The 14,582-nt window shown below is 64.5% G+C and carries 10 protein-coding genes; 9 read left to right on the plus strand and 1 reads right to left on the minus strand.

Annotation, left to right across the window (positions count from 1 at the left end; genetic code table 11):
• Positions 1-5 precede the first annotated feature (5 nt).
• The 8 genes from GQA94_RS02685 (at position 6) to GQA94_RS02720 (ending at position 11,456) form a co-directional block, all read left to right on the plus strand.
• On the plus strand, positions 6-2,408 hold the full coding sequence (locus GQA94_RS02685) for a PAS domain S-box protein (protein ID WP_158186622.1): 2,403 nt from the start codon (positions 6-8) through the stop codon (positions 2,406-2,408).
• Positions 2,405-2,794, plus strand: coding sequence for a response regulator (locus GQA94_RS02690; protein ID WP_158186623.1), 390 nt, complete (start codon positions 2,405-2,407; stop codon positions 2,792-2,794). Before GQA94_RS02685 ends, GQA94_RS02690 begins: the two co-directional genes overlap by 4 nt.
• On the plus strand, positions 2,787-4,427 hold the full coding sequence (locus GQA94_RS02695; protein WP_158186624.1) for a diguanylate cyclase: 1,641 nt from the start codon (positions 2,787-2,789) through the stop codon (positions 4,425-4,427). Before GQA94_RS02690 ends, GQA94_RS02695 begins: the two co-directional genes overlap by 8 nt.
• Positions 4,428-4,582: 155 nt before the next feature.
• Positions 4,583-7,426, plus strand: coding sequence for an ATP-binding protein (locus tag GQA94_RS02700; protein ID WP_158186625.1), 2,844 nt, complete (start codon positions 4,583-4,585; stop codon positions 7,424-7,426).
• Positions 7,423-7,812, plus strand: a complete 390-nt coding sequence (locus GQA94_RS02705; RefSeq protein ID WP_158186626.1) for a response regulator transcription factor — start codon at positions 7,423-7,425, stop codon at positions 7,810-7,812. Before GQA94_RS02700 ends, GQA94_RS02705 begins: the two co-directional genes overlap by 4 nt.
• Positions 7,809-8,945, plus strand: coding sequence for a YaiO family outer membrane beta-barrel protein (locus tag GQA94_RS02710; protein ID WP_158186627.1), 1,137 nt, complete (start codon positions 7,809-7,811; stop codon positions 8,943-8,945). Before GQA94_RS02705 ends, GQA94_RS02710 begins: the two co-directional genes overlap by 4 nt.
• Positions 8,946-8,979: 34 nt before the next feature.
• Positions 8,980-10,059 carry a HEAT repeat domain-containing protein gene (locus GQA94_RS02715; protein WP_336508014.1) on the plus strand — a complete coding sequence of 360 codons (1,080 nt, stop codon included), beginning with the start codon at positions 8,980-8,982 and terminating at the stop codon, positions 10,057-10,059.
• Positions 10,056-11,456 carry a glycosyltransferase family 2 protein gene (locus tag GQA94_RS02720; RefSeq protein WP_158186629.1) on the plus strand — a complete coding sequence of 467 codons (1,401 nt, stop codon included), beginning with the start codon at positions 10,056-10,058 and terminating at the stop codon, positions 11,454-11,456. Before GQA94_RS02715 ends, GQA94_RS02720 begins: the two co-directional genes overlap by 4 nt.
• A gap of 106 nt (positions 11,457-11,562) precedes the next feature.
• On the opposite strand, the gene GQA94_RS02725 is transcribed toward GQA94_RS02720, so the two are convergent.
• Complete coding sequence (locus tag GQA94_RS02725; RefSeq protein WP_158186630.1) at positions 11,563-13,056, minus strand: aldehyde dehydrogenase; 1,494 nt, start codon at positions 13,054-13,056, stop codon at positions 11,563-11,565.
• A gap of 199 nt (positions 13,057-13,255) precedes the next feature.
• Between GQA94_RS02725 and GQA94_RS02730 the strand changes: the two genes are divergently transcribed.
• The gene (locus tag GQA94_RS02730) at positions 13,256-14,581 is read left to right on the plus strand and encodes an aspartate aminotransferase family protein (RefSeq protein WP_158186631.1); all 1,326 of its coding nucleotides are present in this window, start codon (positions 13,256-13,258) and stop codon (positions 14,579-14,581) included.
• The last annotated feature ends 1 nt before the right edge of the window (position 14,582 follow it).

The following is a 14,582-nucleotide window of genomic DNA, read 5'->3' on the forward strand; positions in this document are numbered from 1 at the left end:
GCCAGATGGAGCCACCGAAATCGATGCCGGCGCCCTCTGCGCCCCGAGAGCTGTCCCGACTCGCCGCACTGCTGCGCTACGATATCCTCGACACGCCCGATGAGTCGGCTTTCGACGATTTCGCCGAGCTGGCCGCCTATATCTGCGACACCCCCATCGCCCTGATCTCACTGGTCGACGATCATCGCCAGTGGTTCAAGAGCCGCCTCGGCCTGGATGTCAGCGAAACCCCGCGAGACATTTCCTTCTGCACCCATACCATCGAAGGCCAGGGCATATTCGAGGTCCAGGACGCGCGCGAGGACCAGCGCTTTCGTGAAAATCCGCTGGTGACCGGCGATCCACACATCCGCTTTTATGCCGGCGCGCCGCTGACCTCCCCGGATGGTTACAACCTCGGTACGCTCTGCGTGATCGATCGCCAGCCGCGCCAGCTCAACGATGCCCAACGCGGGGCCCTGGTGCGTCTGAGCCGCCAGATCATGCGATTGTTCGAGGAACGCCTGCAGGCCCACCGCTACGCCGAGCAGGCCGCGCTGCAGCAAGCCCTCATCAACAGTGCCGCCAGTGCCATGCTGGTCACCACCGCCGACGGACGCATATCCGGCGTCAACCCGACCGCCGAGCGCCTGTTCGGCTATGGCGAGCAGATGTTGATCGGCCATCCGCTGACGTCCGCGTTGTTTCCACCGGACGCCCTGGCGCGTCGTGCGGCCATCCTCAGCGCCGAGCTGGGCGAGACGGTCGAACCGGGCTTCGCCGTGCTCACCGCACCCTTGCTCGAAGGGCGGCGCGAAATGCGTGAATGGCGTTTGCGGCATCGCAATGGCGACAGCGTGCCGGTGCTGCTGAACGTATCGGCGATCCATGACGAGCACGAGTTGCTGCGCGGCTACATCGTCAGCGCCTACGACCTGGCCCACCAGGAACACCTACAACTGCGTCTGCAGCAGATCGCGGCGCAGGTGCCGGGTCTGCTGTTCCAGTTCTGCTGGCGGCCCGACGGCAACAGTTCTTTCCCCTACCTCAGCGAAGGCGTGGAGGACATCTACGGCCTGAGCGCGACCGAAATCGCCTCGAACATCGGCCCGATCTACGGCAGGGTCCATTCCGATGACCGCGAACATGTACTGGCCAGTATTCGTCATGCCGCTTCGACCCTGACGCCATGGCATTTCGAACACCGAATCGACCACCCGCGCAAGGGCGTTATCTGGGTGGAGGCCCGCGCCACGCCGATGCGCCAGCCCGACGGCTCGGTGCTCTGGCATGGGCTGGTGACCGATATCACCGAGCGCAAAGCCGAACAGCTGGAACTGGACAAGCAGCAGGAAATGAACAGACGCCTGCTCGAAGCGCTGTCCGAGGCCGTCGTGGCCTGCGATGCCGAGGGCAACCTGACCCTGTTCAATCACACCGCCCGGCGCTGGCACGGGCTCGATGCACAGCGTCTGGCGCCGGAGCAGTGGCCCGAGGTCTATCACCTCTATCACGCGGACGGCATAACGCCGATGGCCTACGACGAGGTCCCGCTGATGCGGGCGCTGCGCGGCGAGCATATCCGCAACGTCGAAATGGCCATCGTGTTCAATGGCACGGTCCGCCATCTGCTGGCCAATGCCGATCCGATGTATGCCTCCAACGGACAGCAGAACGGTGCGGTGGTCGTGCTGCACGACATCACCGACCGCAAGCAGATCGAGACGTTGCAGCGCGATTTCGTCTCGACGGTCAGCCATGAGCTGCGCACGCCGCTGACATCCATCACCGCGTCGCTGGGACTGATCTGCGGCCAGGTGATCGGCGAGGTGCCCGAACATTTGCAGGAACTGCTGGAAATCGCCCACCAGAACAGCAAGCGCCTGAGCGCCCTGATCGACGATCTTCTGGATATCGACAAGCTATACGCCGGCAAGATGCGCTTCGAGCTGCAGCTACAACCGTTGCAGCCTCTGCTCGAACAAGCGCTGCGCAGCAACCACGGCTACGCCGAGAGCTATGCTGTGACCATCGAGCTGGGCAGTTGCCCGGCGGTTTCGATCAAGGTCGATACGATGCGTCTGGAGCAGGTGCTGAGCAACCTGCTGTCCAACGCATCCAAATACTCGCCACCGGGCGAAACGGTCGAGCTGTGGGCCGAAGCGGTCGACGCCGGCAAGGTAAGGGTCAGCGTGCGCGACAAGGGGCCGGGGATCGCCGTTGCGTTCCGCGAGCGCATCTTCAGCAAGTTCGCCCAGGCAGATGCCTCCGACACACGCCAGCAAGGCGGGACCGGTCTTGGCCTGGCCATCAGCAAGGAGTTGATCGAGCATATGGACGGACAGATCGGTTTCGATTCGATACCTGGCCGAGGCGCCTGCTTCTGGTTCGAGCTGCCCTGCGAGCCTCTGAACGAGCCCCAGCCGTGAGACCGCTACGACGGATTCTTCATGTCGAAGACGTACCATCCATTCAGGTGGTAACCCGGATCGCCCTGGAAAAGCTCGGCGGTTTCGAGGTGCTAAGCTGCGCTTGCGCGCAGGAGGCGATAGATAAGGTCAGGTCGTTTGCACCGGACATGATCCTGCTGGACCTGATGCTTCCACACATGAGCGGCATGGACTTGCTGCGCCAGCTGGAAGGATTGGTCGACCTGCAGCAAACGCCGGTGGTGCTGTTGACCGGCCAGCCGGACGACCCTGCCGATCCTGACGAACTGCGACGACTCGGCGTGCGCAAGCTGTTGCACAAGCCCTTCGATCCGCTACGACTGGCGGCCCAACTGGAAGTCATATGGAATGCCGAACATGAATGACGGCGCCAAGCAGGCGCTGCACGACCAACTGCGGGTACTGAACGAGCAGTATGCCGATCGCCTGGGCCCGGCGCTGGCGGAGCTGGAACAGCTCGCCCGGCAACTCGCGCAGGTACGCGAGCAGGAGCAACGTCGACAGATGGTGCTCGATATTCACCAACGCCTGCATCGTCTCGCCGGCACCGCCGGAACCTTCGGTTTCGCCACGCTGGGTGAGCAGGCCCGCGTACTGGAGCAGCGCTGCAGTTCATGGCTGGAGGCAGCCAGACCCAGTGGCCAGGCGCTCGCGCTGTGGGTGCAGGCCATCCACCAACTGGTCGACGCCGCCCGCACAGGGATGCCGGATGGCGAGCCGGTCGAGCAACCCGAGGCGCACGACAACCTGCCGGCCGGCAGCCGAATCTATCTGCTGGATAAAGATATCGAAGCCGGGCAGGAAATCGCCCGGACGTTGAGTGACTTCGGTTACGACGTGCTGCTGTTTGCAGAACATCCCCATCTGCTCGCCGCCGTACAAGGGCAGCTGCCGGACGCCCTGATCGTCAGCCAGTACGACGGAGAGCTCGACGACATGAGCGCGTTGCAACGGAGCCTGGCATCGCCGCTTCCGCTGCTGGTCATCGCCCACCGCATCGATTTCGACAGCCAGTTGGCGGCCGTACGTGCCGGCGCGAAAGGCTACTTCACGCGGCCGCTGGACATCACGCAGCTGGAAAACACCCTGGAGAACTGCCTCAACCTGCAATTGAGCGAGCCATACCGGGTACTGATCATCGACGATGACACCGATCTGGTGGCGCGCTACAGCCTGGTGCTGCGAAAGTCGCGGATGCTGGTCGAGACCCTGACCGATCCCAGCCAGTTGTTCGAGGTCATGCGGACGTTCAATCCCGAGGTGGTGCTGCTCGACATGAACATGCCGGACTTCACCGGACTCGAGCTGGCACAGATGATTCGCCTCAATGACGAATGGCTGCGCGTGACGATCATCTACCTGTCTGCCGAAACCGACATCAACCGGCAGATGGAGGCGCTGCTCAAGGCGGGCGACGATTTCATCACCAAACCGATCAGCGACAACGCCCTCACCGCCGCAGTCTATTCCCAGGTCCAGCGGGCACGCGCGCTGAGCATGGCGCTGTCGCGCGACAGCCTGACCGGATTGCTCAAGCACGCCGACATCAAGGAACAGCTGGCCCTGGAAGTGGAGCGTTCGCTGCGCAGCGGCCATCCGACCAGTGTCGTCATGCTCGACCTCGACCATTTCAAGCAGGTCAACGACCAGTACGGACATGCTGCCGGCGACAACGTCATCCGCTCGCTGGCGAACCTGATGCGGCAACGGCTGCGCTGCGTCGACAGCCTCGGTCGCTACGGTGGCGAGGAATTCGTCGCGGTGCTGCCCAACTGCAAGCTGGAACAAGCCAGGCAGGTCTTCGACGAGATTCGCCAGCGCTTTTCGGCGATCCCCTTCCACGCCGACTCCAGGGTGTTCTACGTGTCCCTGAGTGCCGGCATCAGCGAGACCGATGGGCTTTCCAGCCCCGCAGCCTTGTTGGAGCGCGCCGACAAGGCCCTCTACCGGGCAAAGGACCGAGGCCGGAACCAGATCCAGATCGCACCACGGCACTGAACACCCTGTCGCAAAAGGACCCAGCGAGCCGCTACGATGTCCAAGCGGACTACACTTGAATGAATACTGCGACCGACCCGACCCGGGTTGGGCTTGGCGCAAGCCGACACAGTATCGCCACCCGTGCCGTTGTTACCGGCGAAAGGAGTTCCGGTTTGCCTGCAAGACTCGCGATACGTTGGCATCCGCTGGCTTTCTCGTGCGCCTTCATCCTGCTCGCCGCGCTCGGCTGGCAGAGCAAGCGTACCCAGGAAGCCGTCTTGGCGACCAACCAATCGGTGAGCCAGAGCCTGGAAGTGATCACGGCCGCCCAGGCGATGCTGTCATCGTTGCAGGACATCGAGACCGGCTCACGCGGCTTCGTCCTGACCGGGGAGCGCGAATACCTGGAGCCGTACGAGGCCGGCCTGCGGCAACTCGAGGCACACCGTCGCGGATTACAGACGCTCCTGGCGGATCGACAATACCCGGACCTGCGCTGGTTCACTCAGCTCGACACCCACATCGCCGACCTGGTGGTGATCGCCGCAGACAACATCCAGACGCGTCGCGACGTCGGTCTGCAAGACGCGGCCGATCATGTGAAAGAGGCAGGCGGCAAGCAGATCATGGACCGCCTGCGGGTGCTGCTGGGCGCGGTGCAACTGCACGAGCGCAGGCAACTCTCCATGGCGAACCGCGCCGTGTCCCATACCGTGGAACACAGCAGACGCCTGGCCATCATCGGGAGCCTGATGGTCGCGGCATTGTTCTTCGCGGCCCTGTGGGCGATCCGGCACAACCTGCGGATTCGCCAGGTACTGATGGCGGCGGCACGCGCCGGCGAGGCGCGCCTGGCTGCGCTGCTGCAGGCGGTCCCGGACAATCTCTATGCGATCGATCGACAACGGCAGGTGACTTATCTTTCCCAGGCAAACGGCAATCGCGCGCCCGGCCCCGGGGCCATCGAACCGTTGTTGCTGAGCCTGCTGGAGGAAACCGGAGACCCACTGCAACTGCGCCAGACCACCTGGTGTGACACCAGCCGGCGACGTACCTTCGAGGTTCGCCTGGTGCCAACCGGCCTCGGCGACCATCTGGCCATCGCCCGCGACGTCACCGAACTGCAGCGCAGTCGAGACACGCTCGAAGATCAAAAAGTGTTCCTGCGACGCGTCGTCGACAGCGACGAGAATCTGATCTTCGTGCGCGACCAGACGGGTCACTTCCTGCTGTGCAACAACGCCTTCGCCGCACTCCTCGACAGCCGGCCGCAAGCCATCGAAGGCCGCCGCGCCGAGGACATTGCCGGCGGCCAGCTGCTGCTTCCGCTGTTGCAGGGCGAAGCCGAACTGCTGCGCAATGGCGGCGAGCTGCACATCGCCGAGCTGGGCATTACCGACGCCCACGGCGAGGAACGTTGGCTGCAGGTGGACAAGCGGCCCATGACCATGTCCAACGGCACCTGTCTGTTCGTGACCGTTGCGGTGGATATGTCGCTGCGGCGGCGCATGGAGCAGATGAAAACCGAGTTCATTTCCACCGTCAGCCATGAACTGCGCACCCCGCTGACCGCCATCCGAGGTGCACTGGGCATGCTGCTGGGGGGCATCGCCGGCGAGATCAGCGACACCGCCCGGCCCCTGCTGGACATCGCCCACAAGAACAGCGAACGCCTGGTGCGCCTGATCAACGAACTGCTGGACATCGAGAAGCTCGAGGCCGGACGCCTGCTGTTCCGTTTCAGCCGCTGCGACGTGCCGGCGCTGGTCGAACAATCGCTCACGGACATCAAGCCCTACGGCGACGAATATGGCGTCAGCCTGGCCGCGGTGCTGCCGGACGGCCCGCTTCAGGCCGAGGCGAATCTCGACCCGGACCGCTTCGCCCAGGTCATGGCCAACCTGTTGTCCAATGCGATCAAGCACTCGCCCACCGGCGGAGTCGTCAGTGTCGATCTGCGCCGCGACGGGGACACCGTAGAGATCGGCGTCCAGGATCAGGGAGAAGGTATCGCGACGGAGTTCCGCTCGCGCATATTCGAACGTTTCGCCCAGGCCGACTCCTCCGATGCGCGCAAGCGCGGTGGCACCGGGCTCGGGTTATCCATCACCCGTTCGCTGGTCCAGCAGATGAATGGGCAGATCGGCTTCGATTCAGCACCAGGCCAGGGCACGCGATTCTGGCTGCGACTGCCCGTGCTGCCGGCACCGTCGCCGCCCGACGCCACGGCGAGCCCGCTGGCGCCTCGCATCCTCGTGGTCGAGCCCGATACGTTCGCCGCCGAGCAACTGGCCCGCGCGCTGCAGCGTCATGGTTATGCCACGCTGGTAGCCACCACCGCAGCCCAGGCGCGCGAACGGTTGGTCGAGTTCGACATTCTGGCCCTTACCCTCAGCCCTGCGCTGGGCGACGAAAGCAGCATCGCCTTCCTCCAGAATCTGCGCAGCCAGGACGCCTATCGACACCTGCCGGTGCTGATCGTGAACCTGCAACCACAGCGCCGCGACGACGACGATGGCGCCTTGCGCGGCGGCGCAGTGGGGGTGATCGATTGGCTGCACACGCCCGTGGACCTTTCCCGCATCATGGAAGCGGTGCGCACCGGCCTGCCCGTCGATTGCGCCGGCTCGCGGATCCTGCACGTAAACGGGGACCCGACCTTGCGCATGCTGCTGGCCCGCCTACTCGCGCCGCTGGCGATCGAGTTGCAGGAAGCGGCCACCCTGGCCGATGCTCGCAGGCTGCTCGACGAGCACCCCTACGCGCTGGCGATCATTGACCTGTCGCTACTCGATGGGGATGGCAGCGAGCTGTTCGATCAACTGACCCAGTCCCAGCCGCCGCCCCCAGTGATCATCCTGTGCGCAGCGGATTCGCCGGAGCAGGACGGCGGCCGGGCGTTGCGCCAGCTGCTCAGGTCGCGCCATGACGGCGATGAACTCGCCATGATGATCCAGCGACAGCTCCACGTTTGGCCGCCTGGCCGGCCCCTGAATTCCGATGAGGTGAATGCATGAGCGATTCCGCAAGCCAGCGCATCCTGATGGTGGAGGATGAGGAAAACATCGCGTTCCTCATTCGGTTCATGCTCGAACGTCACGGGTTCATCGTCGAGCATGCCGCCGATGGCCGTCAGGCGCTGGAAAAGCTGAGCAGCTCGAGCCCTCCCGACCTGACGTTGATGGACATCATGCTGCCCTACCACGACGGCCTGGAATTGATCGAACGCCTTCGCGCGCAGCCTGGCTGGGAATGCGTGCCGGTGCTGATGCTTACCGCCAAGGCGCGCGAAGTGGACATCGTCCGGGCCCTCGAACTCGGCGCGGACGATTACGTGACCAAGCCCTTCCAGCCGGAGGAATTGCTGGCACGCATCCGCCGGCTGCTGAGGAGGCCACGATGACGCGACGGGTTCTGGCGTTGGCACTGTCGTGCTGTCTGTTCCCGCCGCTGGCATTGGCTGATGTCGCCGTTGCCCAGCGCCAGGTCGAGGCGCAGCAACTCGATGCCGCGCGAACGACCCTCGAGGCGCATCTGACGCACCACCCGGACGACAGCGAAGCCCGGTTTCTCCTGGCACGCGTTCACGCCTGGCAAGGCGCGTCCGAGCAGGCGCTGTCGCTCTACGAGCAGTTGCTGCAACGCGAGCCGGACAACGCCGACTATCTGCTCGGCCAGGGCCAGGCGCTGCTTTGGGCCGGACGCCCGCAGGCAGCGCTGGTTCCACTTGAACGGGCAGCCGAGCTAGCGCCGGACTACGCCGAAGTCCAACAGGTGATCCAGCAGGCACGTGCCGCACTGACCTCGCCGGTGGCCGCTGCTGCGCCAGTCGCCACAGCGCCGGCGCAACGCCGCCACGAGCTTGAGTTGTCCGCTCGCCAGGATTGGCTCGACAGCGGCTTCGACAACTGGCGACGCCAGCGCCTGGACTACGCCTCGACACAACCGGATGGCCTCGGCTGGTACGGCGCACTGTTGCGTGAGCAGCGTTTCGGCGAGTGGGACCAGGGCGTCGAGGCCGGCGGCGTGATCGCATTGGACGATTACTGGACGCTGCAGCCTGAGGTCGGCTATCAGCCATCGCCCTACTTCCTGCCCGAATGGCATGCCGATCTGCGCCTTCAGCGACGCTTGCCGGCAGGCTTTCTCGCGGCCGCCAGCGTTCGTCGTACCGAATACGAAACCACCCGCGTCGACCGCCTGGCCCTCGGTGCCGAGCGCTATTGGGGTTCCTGGCGAGCCGGATACACCCTGAACATCACCGATGTCGCGAACGCAGGGACGCCGATCGGCCATGACCTGGCGCTCGATTACTATTACGACGGTCTCAGCCATGCCGGCGTGCGCCTGACAACCGGCGAGGAGGAGGCGGTCGAGGAGCAGCGGCTGATCACCAGCGACGTGCGCGCGATCAGCCTGCAAGGCCGTCATTGGCTGGACAGCCGCTGGGCAGTGACGTGGGAGCTTGGGCAGCACCGCCAGGGCGATTACTACCAGCGCCGCTGGCTCCAGCTTGGCCTGCGTCATGCCTTCTGAATGGACGGTGCGCTGCCCGATCTGGCTCTGCGAAATGCCGGGCCGGGCCTGGCTGGCAATCTGGCCGGAAGACAGCAGGCTACAACTGGTGCTGTATTGCGCGCTGGGCCTGGGCGGCTTGACCCTCCTGGTGATGCTTCAGGTCATGCTGCTGGGAGAGGTCGCACGGCGCCGCTCGGCACGGCGGCAATCGTTCAACGACCAGTGGCGTCCGTTCTTTGCCCTCTGTTGCCTCGACGACGAATTACCGGAGCCAGTTCCCGAGCTGCCTCGCAATCGCCAGTTGTGGTTTCTTCTGCAATGGAACCGTACCCAGTTGCAGTTGCGCGGTGCGGCCAGGGCGCGGATGAATCGTGCCCTAGCCGCGCTCGGCATGGACCATCAGGCCCTGGCGCTGCTGCGTGGGCGGGTACGCGCCAAGCTGATCGGGCTGACCTGCCTGCGTCACCTGGCCGATCCTGCCCACTGGGAGGCGGTACAACCGCTGCTTATGAACCACAACGTGATCGTCTCGCTGGCCGCGGCGCAGACGCTGATCGCGATGGACGCTCCCCGCGCGATGCAGCTGATCCTGCCTGCTGCCGTAACGCGTCCAGACTGGGCTTTGCCGCGCCTGGCCAGCCTCTGCCAGCAAGCCGGTGAACAGGCGGTGACGCTGCCCTTGCTGATCACGCTGAACGGTTCCGAAGATCCTCGACGCGAGCGGCTGGTCGCCCTGCTGGTTCATGGCGACCCCTGCCACGCGGCGCCCTGGGCACGCGCACGGCTCGAGGAAGATGCCGCGCCGGAGCAACTGCAGGTCGCGCTGCGTTGTCTCTGCGAGCTGGGCGATCCCCGCGACCGTGACCGGCTGTTACGCGCCATGGACCACAGCCATGCCGATGTGCGCCTGGCGGCGCTCAAAGCCCTGCACCATCAGGCGCGCAGCGACGACGGAGCGCTTTTCCTACGGTTGCTGGGCGATGCCAGCTGGTGGGTTCGCCAGACTGCCGCCGATTGCCTGGTCACGCTGCCAGGCATGACCCCCGAACGGCTGCACGCATTGCTGGGTCAGGTGCACGACCGCTACGGACAGGACGCGCTGCGCCGCGCCATTGCGGAGATCAGACCGTGAACATCGACTGGCTCTGGTGGCTGCAACTGGGTTTCATCCTCTATTTCCTGTTGCTCAACGGCATGTACCTGTTACTCAACGTGCTGTCGATGGCCAGCCTCACCCATTACATTCGCCAACGCGCCGAAACCGGTGAGGTCGCGCCTTATCTCGGCGTGGAACCTCCCGTATCGGTGCTCATGCCGGCGTTCAACGAAGAAACGACGATTCGCACCTCGGTGCGCTCGATGTTGCAGCTTCAGTACCCTGAATTCGAAGTGGTGGTCATCAACGACGGCTCGAAGGACAACACACTGGCCGTGCTCATCGACGAATTCGATCTGGTGCCCCATCCGGAGCCGCTGCGCCAGGCGGTGTCGCATCAACCGGTACAGGCGATCTATCGCTCACGGCGCTACGCCAACCTTCGGGTGATCGACAAGCTCAACGGCGGCAAGGCCGACGCGCTCAACGCCGGCATCAACGCCGCCCGCCATGGCCTGTTCTGCGGCGTCGACGCCGACTCCATCCTCCAGCGCGACAGCCTGCTGCGGGTGGTCCAACCCTTTCTCGAAGACGAGCGCACCGTGGCCGCTGGCGGCACCGTGCGTATCGCCAACGGATCAGAGGTGCGTGGCGGTTTCCTGATCCGCGCCGGGTTGCCGGACAACTGGCTGGCGCGCTTCCAGATCGTCGAATACCTGCGGGCCTTTCTGTTCGGCCGCCTCGGCTGGTCGCCAATCAACGCGGTTCTGATCATTTCGGGCGCCTTCGGCCTGTTCGATCGCGAGCGGGTCATGGCCGTCGGAGGCTATCGCACCGACACTGTCGGCGAAGACATGGAGTTGGTGGTGCGGCTGCATCGATATCATCGCGAACACCGCATTCCCTACCGCATCCGTTATCTCCCGGACCCAATCTGCTGGACCGAATGCCCAGAAGACATCGGCACCCTCGGGCGCCAGCGCAGCCGCTGGCAACGCGGGCTGGCCGAAAGCCTGAGCCGTCATACGCGCCTCGCCTTCAGCCTGCGCGGCGGCACGCCAGGCTGGCTGGCCTGGCCGTTCATGGCGCTGTTCGAGTGGCTGGGCCCGCTGATCGAGCTGGCCGGCTATGGCTTTATGATCGGTGGGTTCGTGCTCGGCGTCGTGTCTTATCCAGCAATGACGGCCTTTCTGCTGGTGGCCATCGGAATGGGCATCCTGCTGTCGGTCAACGGCCTGCTACTGGAAACCATGTCGTTCCATGTCTACGACCGACGGCGCGACATGCTGCGGCTGTTCCTCATGGCCGTGCTGGAGAATATCGGCTATCGCCAGTTGAACACCCTGTGGCGTTGCCGTGGGCTCTGGCAATGGTTCTCCCGGCGCAAGCATCATTGGGGCGCGATGCGCCGCAGCGGACGTTGGGGACAGTAGCCGCTGGAGCTGGCCAGCCTGGAGGCGAGCGGGCGCTGCCAAGCCGGGCGGCGTTCCTTCAAGGCGCAGGACACCGGCCCAGCCCTCGTGGCTTCGCGTCGCTCGGTCACAGCTTGATCCACGTCGCCTTAAGCTCAGTGTATTTGTCGAACGCGTGCAGCGACTTGTCACGGCCATTACCGGACTGCTTGAAGCCGCCGAACGGTGCGGTCATGTCGCCGCCATCGTACTGATTGACCCAGACGCTGCCGGCACGCAGCGCCTTGGCGGTCAGGTGGGCCTTGGACAGGTCCGACGTCCATACCGCCGCCGCGAGGCCGTACGGGGTGTCGTTGGCGATGGCGATCGCCTCGGCCGCCGTGTCGAAGGTAATCACCGACAGCACCGGTCCGAAGATTTCTTCCCGTGCGATTTTCATGGCATTGCTCACGCCATCGAAAATCGTCGGCTCCACATAGAGACCGCCGGTTTCCTGCAGGGTCCGCTGCCCACCCAACAGTACCTGGGCGCCGTCGTTACGACCTGCCTGGATGTAGCCAAGCACGTTATCGAGCTGCTGGGTATCGACCAGCGCGCCGACATTGGTCGCCGGGTCCAGCGGGTTGCCCGGCTTCCAGCCCTTGAGCGCCTCGACCACCAGCGGCAGGAAGCGTTCTTTCACCGAACTCTCCACCAGCAGACGTGAACCGGCCGTGCAAACCTCGCCCTGGTTGAAGGCAATGGCGCTGGCCGCCGACTCCGCAGCCGCCTGCAGGTCCGGTGCATCGGCGAATACGATGTTCGGGCTCTTTCCGCCGGCTTCCAGCCAGACGCGCTTCATGTTCGATTCGCCAGCGTAGATCATCAGTTGCTTGGCGACCCGCGTGGAGCCGGTGAACACCAGCGTATCGACATCCATGTGCAGCGCCAGCGCCTTGCCGACTGTGTGTCCGTAACCCGGCAGCACGTTGAGCACTCCGGGCGGGATGCCGGCTTCGATGGCCAGCTGCGCAACGCGAATCGCGCTCAGTGGTGATTTCTCGGAGGGTTTGAGGACCACCGAGTTACCGGTGGACAGCGCCGGACCGAGTTTCCAGCAGGCCATCATCAATGGGAAGTTCCAGGGCACGATGGCCGCCACCACGCCGACCGGCTCGCGCGTGACCAGGCCCAACTGGTTATGCGGGGTGGCCGCCACTTCATCGTAGATCTTGTCGATGGCCTCTCCAGACCAGCGTAACGCCCGCGCCGCGCCGGGAATATCCACACCCAGGGCGTCGCTGATCGGCTTGCCCATGTCGAGGGTTTCCAGCAATGCCAATTCCTCGGCATGCGCTTCGAGCAAGTCGGCGAAACGGATCATCACGGCCTTGCGCCTGGCCGGCGCCAGCCGCGACCAGACACCCGACTCGAACGCCATCCGCGCGCTGATCACAGCCCGGTCGGCGTCGGCTTCGTCGCAACTGGCCACTTGCGCCAGCACCCGACCGTCGACCGGGCTGATGCAATCGAAACTGGCGCCAGCGCTGGAAGCCGTGTATTCGCCCTGGATGAAGGCCCGGCCTTCGATGCGCAATTCGCGGGCACGCTGTTGCCAGTCGGCGAGAGTCAGGGTGGTCATGGGGCGTCCTCTGGTAGTCATCGGATAAACAGAAAGGCACCCTAAACCAGCAGCGCCGGGCCTATCAATATTTTTTACGAAGCCGCGATTTCTGCCTTGTTTTGTTCGTTTTATTAAACATAGACTCGCCGAAACCGCTGAGCGCTCACAGACGTCGCGTTACAGCATAGCCGTCAAACCTGTCCTGTCGGAGCGACTCATGGCCAACGATCTGCACGCTGCCGCGTCTGCCGAACATTTCTGGATGCCCTTCACTGCCAATCGCCAGTTCAAAGGCAGCCCGCGCCTCCTGGAGCGCGCCGAAGGCCTGTACTACACCGACACCAGCGGCCGCCAAGTGATCGACGGCACCGCCGGCCTCTGGTGCTGCAACGCCGGCCACGGTCGGCGCGAAATTACCGAAGCGGTGAGCAACCAGATCGCGCGGATGGATTTCGCGCCCACCTTCCAGATGGGTCATCCGCTGGCCTTCGAACTGGCCGAGCGCCTGGCTCAGATCGGTCCGGCCGGATTGAACCGGGTCTTTTTCACCAACTCCGGCTCGGAATCGGCGGACACCGCGCTGAAAATCGCGCTGGCTTACCAGCGCGCCATCGGCCAAGGCAGTCGCACCCGCCTGATCGGCCGCGAGTTGGCGTATCACGGGGTCGGCTTCGGCGGCATTTCCGTGGGCGGCATGGCCAACAATCGCAAGGCCTTCGGCGCGCTGCTACCGGGCGTCGATCATCTGCCGCATACCCTCGACGTGCACCGCAACGCGTTCAGCCGTGGCCTGCCGTCACACGGCGTCGAGAAGGCCGACGAACTGGAGCGCCTGGTCACCCTGCATGGCGCCGAGAACATCGCGGCGGTGATCGTCGAACCGATGTCCGGTTCGGCCGGGGTGGTCCTGCCGCCGGCGGGCTATCTGCAGCGCCTGCGGGATATCACCGCCAAACACGGCATCCTGCTGATATTCGACGAGGTGATCACCGGCTTCGGCCGCGTGGGTGAAGCCTTCGCCGCCCAGCGCTGGGGCGTGACCCCCGATATCATCACCTGCGCCAAAGGCCTGACCAATGGCGCAATCCCGATGGGGGCGGTATTGGTCGACGAGAAGATTCACGACGCGTTCATGCACGGTCCCGAAAGCGCCATCGAATTCTTCCACGGCTACACCTACTCCGGGCATCCGGTGGCCTGTGCTGCCGCGCTGGCGGCGCAGGAGATCTACCAACGGGAAAACCTTTTCCACAGGGCCATCGAGATCGAGGATTACTGGCAGGACGCTCTGTTCAGCCTGCAGGGTCTGCCCAACGTCACCGATATCCGGACGGTCGGCCTGGTGGCCGGTATCCAGTTCAGCAGTCACGCCGAGGGCGTCGGCAAACGGGGCTATGAGGTGTTCCGCCAGTGCTTCGAAGATGGCCTGCTGGCCCGCGCCAGCGGCGACACCATCGCCCTGTCACCCGCACTGATCGTCGAACGCGAACACATCGATGCCATGGTCGAGCGGCTCGCCGGCGCGATCCGCAAGGCGGCCTGAC

It is taken from the genome of Stutzerimonas stutzeri (assembly GCF_009789555.1).
Classification (GTDB): Bacteria; Pseudomonadota; Gammaproteobacteria; order Pseudomonadales; family Pseudomonadaceae; genus Stutzerimonas; species Stutzerimonas stutzeri_R.

What these genes read in the sequence shown, in the direction of transcription:
- GQA94_RS02685 (WP_158186622.1), top strand. Translation starts at nt 6, where the DNA reads ATGGAGCCACCGAAATCGATGCCGGCGCCCTCTGCGCCCCGAGAGCTG.
- GQA94_RS02695 (WP_158186624.1), top strand. Translation starts at nt 2,787, where the DNA reads ATGAATGACGGCGCCAAGCAGGCGCTGCACGACCAACTGCGGGTACTG.
- GQA94_RS02705 (WP_158186626.1), top strand. Translation starts at nt 7,423, where the DNA reads ATGAGCGATTCCGCAAGCCAGCGCATCCTGATGGTGGAGGATGAGGAA.
- GQA94_RS02710 (WP_158186627.1), top strand. Translation starts at nt 7,809, where the DNA reads ATGACGCGACGGGTTCTGGCGTTGGCACTGTCGTGCTGTCTGTTCCCG.
- GQA94_RS02715 (WP_336508014.1), top strand. Translation starts at nt 8,980, where the DNA reads ATGCCGGGCCGGGCCTGGCTGGCAATCTGGCCGGAAGACAGCAGGCTA.
- GQA94_RS02725 (WP_158186630.1), bottom strand. Translation starts at nt 13,056, where the DNA reads ATGACCACCCTGACTCTCGCCGACTGGCAACAGCGTGCCCGCGAATTG.
- GQA94_RS02730 (WP_158186631.1), top strand. Translation starts at nt 13,256, where the DNA reads ATGGCCAACGATCTGCACGCTGCCGCGTCTGCCGAACATTTCTGGATG.